Source organism: Acidaminobacter sp., from assembly GCF_030247605.1.
Lineage (GTDB): Bacteria > Bacillota > Clostridia > Peptostreptococcales > Acidaminobacteraceae > Acidaminobacter.
Window position 1 is genome coordinate 1 of record NZ_JAOTSB010000026.1, and the last position, 17,381, is coordinate 17,381.

Here is a 17,381-nt window from a genome sequence, read left to right on the forward strand (position 1 = left end):
TTAACTGAGCCTAATTTTCACCTCACACTACCAGCCGTGCACCTCGCTCCGCTGCGCTGCGCTTCGGTCGCGGGCTGCGCCCTATATAAACAAAGGCAGCACCGCACTTCAGAGAGCAAGCTCTCTTTCGCACGGTGCAGCCTTTGTTTATGCACGGCTGTTAGCTATCGCGAATAAACGCTGTTAGCCTTCCAAATGTCTTCCGCATACTCCTTAATCGTCCGATCTGACGAAAACTTTCCGGCGCCAGCTATATTCATCCAGCACTTCCTCGCCCAGGCCATACGGTCCAGGTAGGCATCGTTGACCTTCTGCTGTGCCTCTCTGTAACTTGCAAAGTCTTTCAAGATCATGAAGACATCCGGTGAATGCCAATCCGCGCCCAACAGCAGCGCGTCATGAAGTTCCTTAAAAATGCCGGTGCCGCCATCGCTGAAAGTGCCGTCCACCAGGGAATCCACCACTTTCTTCAAGCCTTTGGTCTTCCGGAATTCCCCGGATGGCTTATAGGTGGCCTTGATCCGCTCGATTTCCTCGACTCTGAGGCCAAAGATGAAGTTGTTCTCTTCTCCCGCCTCTTCGACAATTTCAATGTTCGCGCCATCATAAGTGCCCAGGGTTGGCGCGCCATTCAGCATGAATTTCATATTGCCGGTTCCGGACGCTTCCTTACCTGCTGTTGAGGTCTGCTCAGACACGTCCGCTGCCGGGAAGAGCATCTCACCATAAGAGACGTCGTAATTCTCGACAAAGACAACCTTGAGCTTGCCCGCCATCTCCGGATCCCCGTTGACAAGGGCTTTAACCTCCTGGATAAACTTGATGATGCCCTTAGCCCTCAAATAGCCCGGGGCTGCCTTGGCGCCAAAGATAAAGGTCCGCGGTACAATCTTCATAGACTTGTCCTTCTTCAACCTATAGTACAAATCCAGAATTTGAAACGCATTCAGCAGCTGCCGCTTGTATTCGTGCAGCCGCTTGATCTGGATGTCATAAATAGAGTAAGTGTCAATTTCAACACCCTCATGCTCCAAAATGTAGGCTGCCAGCTGGTTTTTCTTCAGCTGCTTGATCTCTAAAAACCGCTCCAGCACTGCCGGATCGTCCGCAAAGGCCTCCAGCTTCCTCAGTTCATCCAAATGCGTGATCCAGCGGTCAGACCCGAGCAGCTCAGTGATGAAATCCGACAGCTCCGGATTCGCCTTCAGCAGCCACCGCCGCTGGGTAATCCCGTTGGTCTTGTTGTTGAACCTCTCGGGATACAGCTTATACCAGTCCTTCAGTTCGCTGTTAATTAAAAGTCCCGTGTGCAGCTGGGCGACGCCGTTAACAGAAAATGAACCGTAAATTGACAAAAACGCCATCCGGACGCGTCTGTCATGGATGATCTCATACTTCGACACGTCCTCCAGCGGCACCCCTAGCCCTTTCAGCTCCCTTAGAAGCTGTTCGTTGATCTTCAGGATCACACTGTAAACCGCCGGCAGAAGCTTCTTATAAAGCTTGATATCCCAGGTCTCCAGAGCCTCCGCCAAAATGGTGTGATTGGTATAGGCAAAGGTCTTCGTGACAATCTTCCAAGACTTATTCCATGACACGCCCTCTACTGACGTTAGCAGCCGCATCATCTCAGGAATCGCCACCGCAGGGTGGGTGTCGTTCAGCTGAATGGCATTCAGCTCTGCAAACCGTTCAAAATCTCCATAAACTGCCTTGTGCCTTCTCATTAAATCCTGAAGGGACGCCGACACGAAGAAATATTGCTGCCTGAGCCTGAGCAGCTTGCCTTTGTCGTTGGAATCGTTGGGATACAGGACTTTGGTGATGGTTTCCGCGTGATTTTTCTCACGTACCGCACGGTCATAGTTCTGCAGATTGAACTGCTCAAAATCAAAGGGCTGGAGAGGCTCTGCCTTCCATAGCCGCAAGGTATTGATCGTTTCCCCGCCGTAACCCACTATGGGCGTGTCGTAGGGGATGGCCTTGACGTCACCATCGGCAAAACCCACGGTGACTGCTTCATCTGCGCGGCGAATGGACCAGGGATCGCCATATTCCAGCCAGTTGTCCGCCTCTTCGACCTGAAAACCCTCCACAAACCGCTGCTTGAAAATGCCAAACTCGTAGCGGATGCCGTAGCCGTTCAGCGGATAGCCGTGGGTCGCCGCCGAGTCGAGAAAGCATGCCGCGAGCCGTCCCAGACCGCCATTGCCAAGCCCCGCGTCCGGTTCTGCCTGCTCGACGGCATTTAGGTCGATCCCGAGGGCCTCCAGCTGCGCTGCCACTTCCCCATGCTGTCTCAAATTGATCAGATTGTTGCCGAGGGCCCGCCCCATCAGGTACTCCGCAGACAGGTAGCTGGCATGCTTTAATCCCTCAAATTTTTTCTCCGACGCCTGCCACCGCGGCACGAGATCCTGCATCAGCGCTTTCGACAGCGCGATGTATTGTTCCTTCGGGTGACAACGCTCAAAATCCTTGCCAAAGGTGGTTAATGCCCAGACGTAAGTCCTCTCTCTCAAATCGTCCATAACCTACCGATCCCTCCCATAAAGCTGTGTCAGCCCGCGGATTCTTTCGGCCAGGGCCGGCGTCAGCGCGGATTCCTCCAGGCGCCAGGTCCAGTTGTTGCCGATGGTCGAGGGCACATTAATCCTCGCAGAATTATCGAGATCCAAAAAGTCCTGTATAGGCGCGACGGCAAGGTTCGCCGTCGAACTCCACGCCCCCCGGATCATGCCCCAGTTCAGGCCTTCATCATAATTCAGCTTCAGATAATTGACTGCCTTCCTAAATTCCTTCTTCGGGATATTGTCCAGCCACCCGGAAATGGTCTCGTTGTCGTGGGTCCCGGTGTAGATGACGGCATTCTGCGTGAGGTGATGCGGCAGATAGAAGCTTTCGACCTCCGGATCAAAGGCGAACTGCAGGACCTTCATGCCGGGATACCCCGTCGCTTCAATCAATTGCTTCACCTCGGGGGTGAGATAGCCAAGGTCCTCGGCAATAATGTTCAGTGGCCCCAGGGCTTTGTGAATCGCTTTGAACAGGGCGAGGCCTGGTCCTTTCACCCACTTGCCCGCAGCGGCGGTTTCCGCGCCATACTCGACCTCCCAGTAGGCTTCAAAGCCCCTGAAATGATCGATTCTGAGTGCGTCGTACCTGGTGAAGCTGTGTCGGATTCGCTCAATCCACCACCGGTAGCCATCCTGCTTCATTTGCTTCCAGTTATAGATAGGATTCCCCCAAAGCTGTCCGGTCTCCGAAAAGGCATCCGGCGGTACTCCGGCCACGGTCAGGGGTTTGTGATCCGTTCCCAGCTTGAAATAGTCTGGTCTGGCCCAAACATCCGCACTGTCCTCCGCGACATAAATGGGCAGGTCGCCAATGATGCTAACGCCCTTTTGATTGGCATAGTGCTTCAGTCGCTGCCACTGCATCTCAAAGAAGTATTGAGTGAACACCCAAAACTTGATTTCCTCCTGGTAAGCTGCTTCAAATGCCAGGACCTCGGGCGAGCCTACGTGTCTGTATTCCCGGTCCCAGTCTGACCAGGCTTTGTCGGACTGAAAATCTTTGATGGCCATGTAGAGCGCGAAGTAACGGAGCCATTCTCCCTGCTCCTTCAAATAGTCTGTCAAAGTCTCCTCCATAGTGCTTTCGGCTCTTTTATAAGCCTTTTTTAGAAGCCCCATCTTAGCCTTGAACAGATGACCATAGTCGATAGGCTTCGACTCTTTCTCCAGTCTGGCTTTGGAAACCTCAAATTTTGAGAGATAACCCAATTCAACAAAGGTTTTCAGATCAATAAAATAGGGGTTTCCAGCAAAAGCCGACAGGCACTGGTAGGGAGAATCCCCGTAGCTTGTGACGCCGAGGGGCAGAATTTGCCAGTTTTTTTGACCCGCCGCTTCAAGAAAGTCGACGAAATTATAGGCGGATTTACCAAAGTCTCCTATGCCATAAGGTCCCGGCAGCGAAAAGATGGGTAACAGTATACCGCTGGAGCGCTTTGTCATGATGTTCACCTCTTGTGGTGTGATTTGAGTTGCGATTTTGTTAATGCAAGGTCAAGTTATTCATTTCTACCCAACTATTTTGAAGCGTCACAGATTCTGTTGCGTTGATAATTAATTGTCAGCATTTAGAAATTCACGGGTATATATGTACATCAGAAGGTTATGGAACGTGGTGGTGAATGGTGACCATCGGCAAAATAAAATATTATTTTTTTGGACAGATCCAGTTGTTTTCTCAGCTTGGTTTATGGGTATAATATTCTTGTTGTTATCATTTCAATTTTGATTTTGTTATATATGTTTTATCATAAACTATAGAGTGTCAAGGGGTGTTCCAGTTGAAGATGAAGAAATGGATCCTGGCAGGCGTTGTCATAGCCGCAGCCGCAGCCGTATTTGTATTTTGGAATGGTCGAAGTGAGCCACTGGCGGATTACTGGGTAGTCCAGGAACAGCCTTTTACGCAAACGGTGACTGCGTCAGGGAAGATTCTGGCGGCCCGAAAAATTGAGATTAAGTCAGAAGTTTCAGGAACCTTGAGCAATTTCTCGTTGAATGTGGGTGATGCCGTAGCAGAGGGTCAGACGCTTTTCTCGCTGGACGGCAGTGATGTCGAACGCAGCATCCAGGAGCGTCAGGCGGCTTTAAGCGCTGCACGGGCCCGCTACCGCGCCGTCACCGAGGTATCCCTCCCTACCGCACAGGAAACCGTCATACAGCTTGAGGCGGCGCTTGAACAGCTAAATAAGCAGCTCGAAGATACCAATGTTTTATTTGAGAGCGGCGCCGTGGCTAAAACCGCTGTGGACGATTTGGAACACCAGATTACCCTTCAATTGTCAAAAATCGCCTCAGCAAAAGCCTCTGCCAACGCTTACGCTTCCGGAGGCGCTTCTGTTTCTGAAGCTGCGGCCGGCGTCAGTCAAGCCCTTGAAGCCCTGGAGACCGCCAAAAATCAGCGGCAGAAATATGCTGTCACTGCACCCTTCTCCGGCACGGTTCTTGAGCGTCTTCGCGAACCCGGCGAATATGTCCAGGCGGGCACGACGCTTGTAACTTTGATTGATCCTTCCAGCTACTACGCTGAGATTGAGCTTGAGGAGCGAAAAGTGGGATTGATCGAGATTGGCCAGCGGGTCCTGGTGTGGCCTGAAAGCTATCCATCGAAGGCCGTTGAGGCCGAGGTCTCAAAAATACTTCCAAAAGTGGAGGACGCCACCGGAACTGTTAAGATTCAGATCAAGCTGGCGTCGTCAGCTGATTTTCTTATTGAAAATTTGTCCGTCCAGGTTGAAATTGTCATTCGCACCTTGCCGGCCGCCATTATTCTGCCGGCCCAGGCTTTATGGAATGCCGAAGCATCTGAGGTGCTCGTCGAGCAGGATGGCCGCGTTGCCAGCAAACCGGTGAAGCTCGAAGCGGTTGGCCTTTCGGATTATCTGGTGCTCGAAGGCTTGAGTGTCGGTGAAGCGGTGCTGGATCCGGCTTCCGAGCTGGCGCCCGGCGACGAAGTGATTTTAGCCGATGGTGGCGGCGCCAACACAACCGCTGAAGATGACAAGACGGGTGAGACGCCATGATGTTCGAGCTGAAAATTGCCCTTCGTTTTCTCAAAGACGGGCGAGGACAGACGACGTTCATTCTGCTGGGCATAGCCATTGGGGTCGCTGTTCAGATTTTTCTGGGCACCCTGATCAGCGGACTGCAAAAGGACCTGGTCAATGGCACCGTAGGCTCGAGCCCGCACATGACATTTTCAGCGGCAGAGACTGCTGATGCCAGTGGTCTCAGTTCGGCAAACGGTTTTGTCGCTTCCAGTGCCGGGAATTTTTCCCGTCAGGAAAAGACGCTGGACAATTGGCGGCCCCTTTTGGCGACCTTGGATCAGGCGACCGAGACGACAGCAGTTTCTCCGGTCGCTGAAGGCAGCGGGTTTCTCTTGAAGAGCGGGGAACGTTGGCCTATACTCGTTCGCGGTATTGAGCCTGAGCGAGCAAACGAAATCTACGAACTTAAAAGCAAACTGAGCGCAGGGACTTATGTCGTCGAAGGGGATCAAGTGCTCATAGGGACGTCCTTAGCCGCAGAAGCGCTGCTTGAGACAGGAGATACCTTTACCCTGGAACTCCCCGGCGGTCAGCGCCAAAGTCTGACGGTGGCCGGAATCTTCGATCTTGGAAACAACAGCCTCAACGAGACCTGGCTGTTTATGTCCTTGTCCCGGGCTCAGAGACTTCTGGGCTTTGGGGATGATATCAGCCGCGTCGAGGTTCAGGTTGAGGATGTTTTCGCGGCAGACCTGCTTGCAGAAGCTTACGAGAAGCAATTTATAGGCATTAAATCAGAGAACTGGAAGGTTCAGAACGCCAGCCTGTTGTCTGCCCTCACCAGCCAAAGCAGCTCGTCGCTGACGATTCAGGCCTTCGTTCTTTTAGCGATTACCCTTGGCATAGCCAGCGTTCTGGCGGTGTCTGTCGTACAAAAGTCAAAGCAGATTGGCATCCTGAAAGCCATGGGTACCTCGAGCGCCAGCGCGAGCAGAATCTTCCTATTCCAAGGTGGCATACTGGGGCTGCTCGGCTCTGTTTTAGGCAGCGGCATGGGCTATGCCCTGACACAAGCCTTCCTTTGGGGCACCTCCATTCAGACCGGGGAAGCGCTGTTTCCTTTGGAGTTTGACCCGGCAGCGGCTGGAACGATCATTGCTATTGCCACGGTGGCCAGCATTGTATCGGCGCTGTTTCCTGCAAGGCGTTCGGCCAGTTTGAACCCTATAGACGTTATCAGGGGTTGATAGTATAAATGAGCACTACTCTGCACAGTAAAGGAGCGATTCCTATGGCATCCCCACTTCTCGAAGCCAGTGAATTGACCATGGTCTATGGCACCGTCGTTAAAACCCACGCCCTAAAGGGTGTTAACCTGACTATAAATTCCGGTGAATTTTCAAGTATAATTGGCTACTCCGGTTCAGGCAAAACAACACTTCTCAACATTCTTGGCACACTGGACCGTCCTACCAGCGGAACGCTGCGCCTCTTGGGTGAAGACATCACTAAGATGAGCGATGAGCAGCTGGCCATTTTCAGAAACCGTAATTTAGGATTCATCTTTCAGTTCCATCATTTGCTGCCGGAATTTAGTGCCCTCGAAAACGTCCTCATGCCGACCTGGATCCAGTCCAAAAATGGCAGTATGAAAATGGCGTCCCGGGCGAAAGAGCTTTTGGAGCTGGTTGGACTCAAAGACCGCATCAACAATAAGGCAACCGCGTTGTCCGGCGGCCAGCAGCAACGGGTCGCTATCGCTAGAGCCTTGATCAATCAGCCTCAGCTGATCCTGGCGGATGAGCCAACAGGCAATCTCGACTCCGAGACCACAGAGCAGGTTTACGATCTGATGCGCAATATCAATGCCACTTTAAATACCGCCTTTGTTGTCGTCACGCATAACGACCACATTGCCGCTAAGTCCGACCGCATCATTGAGATGAAGGACGGTCTGATTACAAGGGATTATCCGGCAGCTGCCATGGACAACGACGCTGTTTGGAAGGAAATTGCGCCAAAATATTGCCGCTACTGCAACCGCGATTTGGAAACTGACGGCGCCACAGCGCTGCTGCTATGAAGAACTTGTTAAAAAGTCGAAGTAGAAGCGGGGGTTGATAGGCGCTAGCCGCTGACACCCGCTTCCATTCCGACTTCCGTTTTGAAATTTTCTAATGACCTATTGTCACAAGCGTCATTCAGGCGTATGATTATGCCACAGGAAGTTGTCATTAACCCTGACTTTCTAGTGGAAAGGAGTTGTTACTATGTCAGAAAAAGACCTTGAAAAGATGAAGCAATTCCTCGAGGAAAAGAAAAAGAAAGAGCAGCACAGCAGCCCTCAACATCCTGGGAAAACCCACGGACAGCACGCCAACACAAAAGGCTTTCACAATACCAAATCCGGCGGTCCAATCAGCAAATAAAATTAGTGCCATTTAGCAATTTAGCACATCAGATCGACAAAAAAGACGACCCTTCAATATAAAGGAGTCGTCTTTTTTTATTTGTCATTTTTAAAAATTTACTGTCCCGCCGCGTCTTTGACGGCGCTTATGGCAGCCAGGGCCACATTGTATTTCATCTTTATCACAAAGCCTGTATTCGCCGCCTTCAATCCTCAATATGACGCCATTGACCAGCGACTGTGCCAGCTTATGCCTCGCACTGGTATAGATTCCCTGAACGGTAGTCCTTGCGACATTCATGTGCTTGGCACATTCCTCCTGGGTGAAGCCCACCAGATCAATTAAACGAATCGTTTCATATTCATCTACAGTCATAATGACGACGTCTTCCCGCTGGTCTGAGTCCATTGGGCCGAAGCTTGTGTTCTCTGGCATACTGCAGACTTTTCTCCATTTCATTGGTCTTGGCATTTTTTCACCCCGGTTTTCATGATCTAAAACAGCAATTTCTAACGCCTTCGCTTTTATTATTCTTGCATTTTTTTGTTGATGGCGTCAAGTTGCGCTTCAAGAATTTTCTTTTGTTCCGCTAAAATTTCTTTCTCTGAAGCTGCGAACAGCGGCTCATCTGTCCCATAATCCACAAAAAATCTCCCAAAGCCTCTTCTGCAGCCTATCCCACGGCCCATGCCTCTGGCGAAGCCAAAACCCATACTTCTTCCAAAACCCATGCCTTTGCCAGCACCGGCAAAGCTGCCTCCAAAACCTCTGCCTGTCATTGCGCCTGCACCTATTGGACCTGTACCATCTCTTCCTGGCATTTTCATCTTCTCCTTTCATAGTTTGTGACATATGTTGCTTTCAATTTAATTATACACCATTTATGACATATGTCAATTACATCTCTGCAATTTTCTACTGTAGATCATGTTCATTTATTATGCGATTTTGTTAGTCCATATCTGATAGGTGGGTATATGGCTTTAAAAGGGAGTTTAATCCGCCAGATTGAACATCCCAAAATTTCATGTTCAGGTTTTCGCAAACCAATTGATAGAGGTGATCAGAAAGCGGGGGATCATTTATGACCACAATCAAGACTTTGATTAATAGTAAGGCCAAGACTAAGAACGATTCAACAACTATATCAATGAACCGTCATGATATGAAAGTCAACAGAATCGCCACTCAACTTAAAACCCGAAACACTGCTGCGCCATTGTCCTTGAAGAAAAAAGCCGTGTCGCATCAAGTGCCTAAGGCAGGACAAAAGAAGGAGGCCACTGAAAAGCTCGACATCAGCGACCTCAATGAGATCCTTGAAATCAATACAAACCATCAATACTGCATCGCTGAGCCGGGGGTCACTTTTGAGAAGATTGTCGTCGAAACGTTGAAATATAGTCTGGTGCCGGTGGTGGTGCCGGAGTTGAGGACTATAACCATCGGCGGAGCAGTTTCGGGCTGCTCGTTAGAGTCCATGTCCTATAAATTCGGGGGCTTCCACGACAATTGTCTTGAATACGAAGTGGTCACCGCGAAGGGGGACGTCTTGATCTGCACGCCAGACAACGCGCACCAGTTGATTTTTCAAATGGTTCATGGTACATTCGGGACGCTTGGCATCATCACACGCATCAAATTCAGGCTCATTCCGGCCAAACTTTTCGTGAAAGTGACCTACGAAAAATACACTAGTCTGGAGGCTTACAAGTCGGCGATCTGGAACCACTACAAGGAACGGGACATCGATTTCATGGATGGCATCATCCATTCGCCGGAGCTCTATGTCCTCAGCGCGGGGAATTTTGTGGACGTAGCGCCTTACACCCACAGCTATGACTATTTGCGCATTTACTACTTGAGCACGGCAAAGCGCAGGGAGGACTACCTCAAAACAGAGGATTACTTTTTCAGATACAATAATGGGGTTACCAACGTCCGTCCAAAGTCTTTGCCTGGGCGACTGTTGTTTGGCAAGATTATAAATTCCACGAACACCTTGATTTTGGCCAGCAAATTCAGAAGGGTCATTCCCGCAAGGCTTTTCCCGGTTACAGTGGATACATTTATCCCTTATTCGCGAATGGACGAATTCATGGATTGGTACATCCGGGAAGTAAATCATTTTCCGCTGTGGTGCGTACCCTACAAAGTCGTCCGGAAATATGAGTGGCTGTCGGAGGATTTCCTTTCAAACATTGATGACGAGCTTTTCCTGGACATCGCTTTATATGGGATGAACAAATCGAATCCGGACCATTATTACGAGATCATTGAAAAGAAGTTGATGGATCTTTATGCAATAAAGACGCTGATTTCGACCAATTTTTATTCAAAGCAAGAATTTTGGGGGATATGGAACAAGGATAATTATGACCGGGTCAAGGCGCAAACCGATCCGGACAATATTTTCCGGAACCTGTATGATAAGATGTGCGTGAAAAGGTAGGGGGTGACCCTGCCTTTTATGTTTGAGGACAATGAGGTCTGACAATGACGACGCTTAAGATAAAAAAGGAAGCTGAAGGCAATCCGATAGTCAACGTTAGACTTCGTGATTGCCCGCAGCTTCCTTTACTTTTGTCCAATTTAGATTTTAATGCATCATTGATTTTACAAGTCTAAAACTACTTTCAGCAGCCTTCAAACGCCCTCAGAATCCTATAGGCTTTCAAAGTCAGCCATTTCGACGGCTTCCCCTTCTTCTCTATGGTCACCCGCATTTTACCGTTGAAGGAATTTTCCAGTTTCCAGAGACCATCGGCCAGCTGTTTATCTTTGAGGATCCGGATCCCGTCGTTAAGCCTCGGATCATAGACATTCAGCTCCGCGAAAAGGCCCAATAATTCAAACACATCCGTCTGATACATCAGCGGAAATCCAGGCCTCAGCCAGCCGGGACGGGCAATCTGCGAGAGGTCATGGCTTTTTTTGTAGAGATGGTGCTTCAAAAAATAGTCCTCCATGGCCTTAAGCTGCCTCTGGACCGACTCATTTCGCCTGTGCTCAGGGATAGATACCAGCGCCTTGAACGTCTTGGCGACCCCCATATGGCACGAATGGATTCCCCAGCACATATCGTAGCGGTCATAGGGTTTTCCCTTCGGCGGCGCGCCCTCAGCGTCATCCGTCCGCTGATAGCGGCAGATCCAGTCTATGGCCTGCTGCACGCGAGGATCCTCAAGATAGCCCAGCTTGATCAGCGCGTAAACCATGTTGCCCGTCAGGCAGGGAACGACGCCGCTGTAGAGTCCGTGGCCGGTTTTGGCGCTGCGGTCATAGGAAAATCCGCCCTCTTCAGGCTCTTGTGACACACCAAGCACGAACTCACACGCTCTTCTCACCCGGGGATCAGCCGGATCCGCCCCCAGCTCGGCGAGGAGCAGCAGCGACCAGACAGCGCCCTGGTATTTGTCTCTGTAAAATCGATTAACCTCACCCCATGAGCCGTCCTCGTTCTGCTGCGCCAGCAGCTCATGAACCGGTCCCGAGGCCATTACCGCAGCCCGTGCCTTGACGACCTCCTCTGCATCCGGCGCCAGACCAAGCCAAGTCGTCAGCGTCATAAATCTGACAGACGGATCCTTCTCTTCCAAAAGCCAATCCAAAACCTGCTTGTCCACCGAACACTCCCCCAATGCGTTACACCGGATTACAGCTTAAGCCTGTAATAGTCCATGGTCGACGTTACCTCAAAGCCGCAGGACACATAAAGTTTCAGCGCGTTTTCGTTGACCGCGTTCACCTGCAGGTAGACCTCCTCCGCGCCTTCCTGAAGCAGGACCTCAATCCCGGAAAGCAGCAGCGCCCGTCCATAACCTTTGTTGCGATGCTCCGGCAGGATTCCCAGTCCAAAAATCCCGCCCTGCCCAATCCTAAAATCCAAATGAATTTTGCCGATGGTCGTTCGATCCCCAACCTCCGCCAAATAAATAGTCATGCCCCGCTCTTCTTCCTCTTCTGGCATAATACGCCTCTCTGAAGCGACTTCAGAGGCTTCAGCATCTCCGGAGTCTGACCCCGGCTGTCCTTCTGACGCCTTCCCCTCCTGTTCGAAATAGATCGCATTTTGCCTTGTCACTTCATCCGCGTCCTGATTGGTCGCTTTGCGAAGCCGTATGCCTTTTTTCATGTCGTCCGTCAGTCTGATCTCCCACGGCAGTTTTAGGAACATTTCATATTCGGTATGTTCAAGTATTGGATCCAGCGTCTTTACAAAGGCTTGACCGGCATTTGAGGTGCGATCGGTCAAAATCAGCATTGACGGCAATTGACGTTTCGAACGCTCAATTTTGACCAGCTCCATCAGCCCATCGAAAATGCCTTGCCTGCGATACTGCGGATCTACCATACCGCAGACTTCAGGCTCCGACCCTCCAAAACTCAATACGCCAACATAGCCGACTAAACGACTGTTATCATAGCAAAGGAACTCATTCATTTCTTCCCCTTGAAAATTTACACTTTTAGCCACGCAGAGCTTGTAATCCAGTTCAAGCTTTAAAGCTGCGTGATCAAAATTGACGCAAGTTTCTTCGAGTGCCTTAACTTGTTCTACCTCTGACTCTGAGAGGAACGGTTTGATGACAAAGGTCAAATTGGATGGATCTGCCACTGGAGCACCCCCGGTTATAGGTGAAGTTGTAAAAAAGTCGTATGAAGTCTGATTATCGACAGTTGAAATGAGATTAAAACGTAGGATAAGCGCCGTCCCAAACAATGCTTCTGTAATTTTCGGGATCTGTATCTCCTTCTGTGCTGATGATCAGGATTTTCGAATTTTCGTCCAGTTTGAGTTGTTTGGCCAGGTCTTCGTATTCCGAATCCTGTGTCAGTAAACTCAGAACGCCCATGCCTACGGCGCCGGATTCCCCGGAAATGACCTGAGGATCGTTTTTCAGAGGGTTCCCTAGGATTCTCATCCCTTTGGCTGCGACGGCGTCGGGGCAGGAAAGGTAACCATCGGCATAATCTCTGAGAACACCCCAGGCGACCAGGCTAGGTTCGCCACAAGCCAGACCGGCCATGATGGTAGGCATGTCCCCCGTGACCGCATGAGGCTCGCCGTCCGCAATTTTCATGGATTTAAACAGACACGCCGCCTCGTCGGGCTCGACCACCACAGTGACGGGGTAGTTGTCGCCAAAGGCCGAGACCAGATAGCCCAGCATGCTGCCGGCGAAAGAGCCAACGCCTGCCTGCAGGAACACGTGGGTTGGCCGTTCGTAGCCCAGGGCCTTGATCTGTTCCACCGCCTCGTCCACCAGAGTCGCGTAGCCTTGCATGATCCAGGTTGGAATGTCCATATAGCCTTCCCAGGAGCTGTCCTGGACGAGGACGCCGTTATGATCCTCAGCATAGCGGTTTGCCAGTCGGACGGCGTCGTCATAATTGAGGTCAGTGATGGAAGCCTCCGCGCCTTCGTTTTGAATATTTTCCAGCCGGATTTGGGAGGAGCCCTTCGGCATATAGACTACCGCCTTCTGACCCAGCTCTCTGGCAGCCCAGGCAATTCCGCGGCCGTGGTTGCCGTCTGTGGCTGTGACAAAGGTGATCTCACCCATTTTTTCTTTCATTTCCTTGGATTTCAGCTTCTCAAAGGAGAGGTCCTCAAGGGGGGTATCAAGGCGCTCCGCCAGGTATTTTCCTATAGCGTAGGAGCCGCCCAGGACTTTAAAAGCATTGAGACCAAAGCGGTAGGATTCGTCCTTGACCCAGATGGCCTCGACGCCATAGGCTTTAGCAAGGGCTTCCAGGTTTTGAAGGGGTGTTGGCGCATATTCAGGGAAGCTTTTATGAAAGGCGCGGACCTTGGCTGTGACTTCTGTGCCTATAAAGTCAGGGTTTGTTTTGCTTTCGCTATTGTTTCTTGCATTTGGATTTTTGACAAAGGTCATAGTAAGTTTGCTGGCCATCTTCATGCTCCTTTTGGTTTGAATTATGGTTTGAATCTTAGATTGAATTATAGATTGAAGCGTTCTGGTTTGGATTGGGTTTGTTCAGTTCAATCGGCGAAAGTTTTTTTACTACTTTCATTATAACGGTTATTTGTTTTTCTTCAAACTATGTAGAACATCCTCAAAATTCCTTTACATTTGAGCGGTATGATGTCCTCAAGAAACAAAGATCCAAGAAACACGCGAGTCAAAACTAAAAGAGCGAAGGCTCACACACTTACACTTGGAGGTAATTAAAATGACAACTGACAAAATGAAAAAGGTAATCCCTGCGGTCCTTACCCTCTCAATGATCTTTTCGCCGCTTTCCGCTTTCGCCGGCACCTCAGACTTTGGCCATGTGGGGGCCGCCGCAGATCAGGACTACACGCTGGAAGACATGCTGAACTACGCTATTGAGGATGAGTATCTCGCCAAAGCTGAATACGAAAAGATCATGGCGGAATATGATGTGACCAGACCATTCTCCAATATTATGAAAGCTGAAACCCAACATATCAGTGCATTGCTGCCACTCTTCGAAAAATATGATATAGCGGTGCCTGCGAATACTGCTTCTGAGCACTTGGTTATTCCGGATACCCTGGCTGAAATCTACAGTATAGGGGTCGAAGCAGAGGTCGCCAACATTGCAATGTATGAAAAATTCCTGGCAGACCCAGACCTTCCTGCCGACGTCAAAGCCATCTTCACCGCGCTGATGAATGGCAGCGAGAACCACCTCAAAGCCTTTGAACGTGCGGATGACAGAGCTTCCAGCGGTGCGGCGGTTGGCGCAGCTTCCGGTCAGGCAGGAGTACAAGCCAGAAATGGCAACTTCTTCAAAGGTGGCAACGGCAATTCCGAAACCGGTCGCGGTAATGGTCTTGGCAGCGGCAATGGTCTAGGCAGCGGCAATGCCTTTGGGAATGGCGCTTCAAATGGCACAGGCGGACTCAATAAGAGCATAAGCGGCTTCCGTGCCACAGGCGTGAGAAACGGCCTTGGAACAGGGCTCCAGAATGGCAGCTGCCTCGAATAAGCAATTGAGAGAAGCTTAACTCACAGATTTCTCTTTGCTCCATCCCGTGACACCTATCAGCCTTTACCATTCCATAAAAAAGTGAGTGCTTGCGTTTAATCTGCAAGCACTCACTTTTTCTATTCATATTGTGAAGCTGGTGTCTGACACCTTCTTCACTTAAAAATTATTCGTATCATCAAACTGTTTGTTATTTCATTCTTTTTCTCATCATGCCTGCGCCAGCTAATGTCATTATACCTGCGATGACAAACGGGGTCAAACCTGCGCTGCCAGTCTTAGGAATGTCATTGTGGTCTTCTACAGCCTGATAAGTGAAGTTTTGAGGGACAAGTACCGTGTCGATCACGTGAATGACGCCGTTGCCAGCTTCAATGTCCGCTGCGGTGACACCGCTTTGGTTGACTTTGACGCCGCTGCTGAGGTCAAATTTTACTGCCTCACCGTTGAGAGTCGCTGCTTCGAGTCCGTTTGAAAGATCTGTGCTCATCACTTTACCGGAAACGACGTGGTAGAGGAGAACTTTCGCCAGATCCGGCTGGTTGAGAAGATCCGATGCGCTGATGTTGAGGGCCGCGAGGAGTTTTTCAAAGGCTGCGTTCGTTGGTGCAAAGACGGTGAATGGGCCTTCGCCTTGAAGGGCGCCCACGAGATCCGCTTTTTGAAGAGCTGCGACCAGGATGCTGAAATCACTGTTGGAAAGCGCTATATCAACGACGGTTGCAGGGACTTCAGGCTCAGGATTGAGTTTAAAAGTGGATGGAACCAGGACTGAATCGATAATGTGGATGACGCCATTGGTTGCCATGACATCTGCAGTTGTAACACTTGAGGTGTTGATTTTAACGCCGCTTGAAAGGTCAACTTTAATGTTTTCTCCGCTCAGGGTTGGGGCTGTCATACCATTGGATAAATCCGTGCTTAGGACTTTACCTGAAACCACGTGGTAGAGAAGAACTTCTTTTAATTGAGGATGATTCAAAAGGTCCTCTGCTGTGATGCCAAGTGAAGCGAGCAGTTTTTCAAAAGCTGCGTTGGTTGGAGCAAAGACGGTGAATGGGCCTTCGCCTTGAAGCGCGCCTACGAGTTCTGCTTTTTGAAGTGCTGCGACCAGAATGCTGAAGTCTTCATTGCCCACTGCAATTTCTACAATGTCCTGATCCGCTGAGAATGCCGGTACGCCTATGCCAATCAACAATACTAAACTCATTAGTAAACTCATTAGTCTTTTCATTTGAAATGCCTCCTAATTTATATTTGGGTGTGATATTTTTTATCTGGTGTTCCTTTGATGTCTATAAAATATCACATTTCGTGTTGTTTGTCAACTGTTATTTGAAATTAATTCTCAATTACTTGATTTTTATCTCATTTTGTGATATTTTCGATTCCAAACCCATTGACGAAACAGAAAAAGGATGAAAATGGGAACACCATTATCATCCTTTTTCTGTTATTCCATTATACTTTTCTCAAGATCATCCATGGCCGTATCCAGCGAATGCATTGATGGAAAATAATAATCCGCTCCAAGCTGATTGAACGCAACACTCGCATCATCTATTGCGCTGCCGCCGACCATGATCTTAGGATGAAGTTCAGTGTCTAAGGCTTTCACAGCTCGGATCAGCGCTTCACAGCTATTAAGGTGAGGCTTCAAAGATACAGATAAGACGAGAAGATCAACCTTCTTTTTCATGAAGAATTCTTCCAGGCTGGAGACGGGAACACTCTTTCCGAAATAGTAAGTTGTCCAGCCATGTTGTATTAATACTTCTGCTGTCATCTTAAGCGGGAATTCATGCTCTTCAGCCCCCGGAAGCATCAATGCAGCAGAATAAGGCTTATTTGGGGACTTACTGTTTTGATCAGCCTGTTCAAGTCGTGTCATTAGTTTGTCTATCACAGATGAAATCATGTGTTCATCCGCAACACTCAGTTCACCCGTTTCCCAATGGTCACCCACTATTTTGAGCGTTGGCTCGAAGACGTGTTCATTCATTGTAATTAAATTTATCTCCGGGTTCATGTGCGTTATAATTAAATCTGTAGCTTCCTGAAAGAGACCTTGTCTGAGTTGTTCGAAAAAAGACACTTGTAATGCCTTTAGGCTGCTTGCTAATTCTGAGGGAAGTTCAGTATCTTTTTTTTCAGTCTCTGATAATAAGGAACCAGAGACTTCCGAAGAAGCCTCTGGTGTTGAGTAAGATTCTTGGAAGTCGGATCTGCCAAGGAGATAATCTACACTGACTTCTAGTTGATCAGCAAGATCCGCCAAAGCTGAGGCGACTGGAAATCTGAAATTCTTTTCATAATTTGAAATAGTTGACTGTTCAACACCCAGCAGCCCAGCAAGTTGTTTCTGCGTCATTTTCTTGTCTTTTCGAGCAATTTTTAGGCGGGTACCAAAATCAGTCATGTCA

Annotated in this window: 15 protein-coding genes; 6 read left to right on the forward strand and 9 right to left on the reverse strand. The window is 49.5% G+C overall.

All coding sequences use genetic code 11. The annotated features are described in order from the left end of the window. Nucleotides 1-164: 164 nt before the first annotated feature. Both OEL90_RS11415 and malQ read right to left on the reverse strand, forming a co-directional pair. Nucleotides 165-2,531: a glycogen/starch/alpha-glucan phosphorylase gene (locus OEL90_RS11415; protein WP_291402668.1), complete on the reverse strand. Its 2,367-nt coding sequence runs from the start codon at nt 2,529-2,531 to the stop codon at nt 165-167. Nucleotides 2,532-2,534: 3 nt separating this feature from the next. Beyond that, nucleotides 2,535-4,028 carry a 4-alpha-glucanotransferase gene (gene malQ, locus OEL90_RS11420; protein WP_330583743.1) on the reverse strand — a complete coding sequence of 498 codons (1,494 nt, stop codon included), beginning with the start codon at nt 4,026-4,028 and terminating at the stop codon, nt 2,535-2,537. A 335-nt stretch (nt 4,029-4,363) separates the two neighbouring features. Here malQ and OEL90_RS11425 point away from each other — a divergent pair, with 335 nt between their 5' ends. The 4 genes from OEL90_RS11425 to OEL90_RS11440 all read left to right on the forward strand — a co-directional run bounded on the left by OEL90_RS11425 (nt 4,364) and on the right by OEL90_RS11440 (nt 7,995). After that, nucleotides 4,364-5,599 (forward strand): efflux RND transporter periplasmic adaptor subunit, encoded by a 1,236-nt coding sequence (locus OEL90_RS11425; RefSeq protein WP_291402683.1) that lies wholly within the window; start codon nt 4,364-4,366, stop codon nt 5,597-5,599. Next, nucleotides 5,596-6,813 (forward strand): ABC transporter permease, encoded by a 1,218-nt coding sequence (locus tag OEL90_RS11430; protein ID WP_291402670.1) that lies wholly within the window; start codon nt 5,596-5,598, stop codon nt 6,811-6,813. Before OEL90_RS11425 ends, OEL90_RS11430 begins: the two co-directional genes overlap by 4 nt. Nucleotides 6,814-6,857: 44 nt before the next feature. Next, nucleotides 6,858-7,649, forward strand: coding sequence for an ABC transporter ATP-binding protein (locus OEL90_RS11435; RefSeq protein WP_291402672.1), 792 nt, complete (start codon nt 6,858-6,860; stop codon nt 7,647-7,649). Between the two features lie 187 nt (nt 7,650-7,836). Further along, on the forward strand, nt 7,837-7,995 hold the full coding sequence (locus tag OEL90_RS11440) for a hypothetical protein (RefSeq protein ID WP_291402674.1): 159 nt from the start codon (nt 7,837-7,839) through the stop codon (nt 7,993-7,995). A gap of 90 nt (nt 7,996-8,085) precedes the next feature. Here OEL90_RS11440 and OEL90_RS11445 read toward each other — a convergent pair whose 3' ends face one another. Continuing rightward, on the reverse strand, nt 8,086-8,448 hold the full coding sequence (locus OEL90_RS11445) for a DUF134 domain-containing protein (protein WP_291402676.1): 363 nt from the start codon (nt 8,446-8,448) through the stop codon (nt 8,086-8,088). 56 nt (nt 8,449-8,504) lie between these two features. After that, on the reverse strand, nt 8,505-8,798 hold the full coding sequence (locus OEL90_RS11450; protein WP_291402678.1) for a DUF5320 domain-containing protein: 294 nt from the start codon (nt 8,796-8,798) through the stop codon (nt 8,505-8,507). Nucleotides 8,799-9,061: 263 nt separating this feature from the next. Here OEL90_RS11450 and OEL90_RS11455 point away from each other — a divergent pair, with 263 nt between their 5' ends. Further along, nucleotides 9,062-10,429 (forward strand): FAD-binding oxidoreductase, encoded by a 1,368-nt coding sequence (locus tag OEL90_RS11455; protein ID WP_300688664.1) that lies wholly within the window; start codon nt 9,062-9,064, stop codon nt 10,427-10,429. A 184-nt stretch (nt 10,430-10,613) separates the two neighbouring features. Here the strand turns inward: OEL90_RS11455 and OEL90_RS11460 are convergent, their stop codons facing one another. From OEL90_RS11460 to dpaL, 3 genes are all read right to left on the reverse strand, one after another. Beyond that, on the reverse strand, nt 10,614-11,603 hold the full coding sequence (locus OEL90_RS11460; RefSeq protein ID WP_291401925.1) for a prenyltransferase/squalene oxidase repeat-containing protein: 990 nt from the start codon (nt 11,601-11,603) through the stop codon (nt 10,614-10,616). Between the two features lie 29 nt (nt 11,604-11,632). After that, nucleotides 11,633-12,595, reverse strand: a complete 963-nt coding sequence (locus OEL90_RS11465) for a GNAT family N-acetyltransferase (protein WP_291401923.1) — start codon at nt 12,593-12,595, stop codon at nt 11,633-11,635. A gap of 73 nt (nt 12,596-12,668) precedes the next feature. Then, nucleotides 12,669-13,877 (reverse strand): diaminopropionate ammonia-lyase, encoded by a 1,209-nt coding sequence (dpaL, locus tag OEL90_RS11470; RefSeq protein WP_414635022.1) that lies wholly within the window; start codon nt 13,875-13,877, stop codon nt 12,669-12,671. Nucleotides 13,878-14,175: 298 nt separating this feature from the next. Between dpaL and OEL90_RS11475 the strand changes: the two genes are divergently transcribed. Beyond that, nucleotides 14,176-14,958 (forward strand): ferritin-like domain-containing protein, encoded by a 783-nt coding sequence (locus tag OEL90_RS11475; RefSeq protein ID WP_291401919.1) that lies wholly within the window; start codon nt 14,176-14,178, stop codon nt 14,956-14,958. Between the two features lie 190 nt (nt 14,959-15,148). On the opposite strand, the gene OEL90_RS11480 is transcribed toward OEL90_RS11475, so the two are convergent. Both OEL90_RS11480 and OEL90_RS11485 read right to left on the reverse strand, forming a co-directional pair. Then, complete coding sequence (locus OEL90_RS11480) at nt 15,149-16,192, reverse strand: fasciclin domain-containing protein (protein ID WP_291401918.1); 1,044 nt, start codon at nt 16,190-16,192, stop codon at nt 15,149-15,151. 219 nt (nt 16,193-16,411) lie between these two features. Then, complete coding sequence (locus tag OEL90_RS11485) at nt 16,412-17,377, reverse strand: helix-turn-helix domain-containing protein (protein WP_291401916.1); 966 nt, start codon at nt 17,375-17,377, stop codon at nt 16,412-16,414. Nucleotides 17,378-17,381 lie beyond the last annotated feature (4 nt).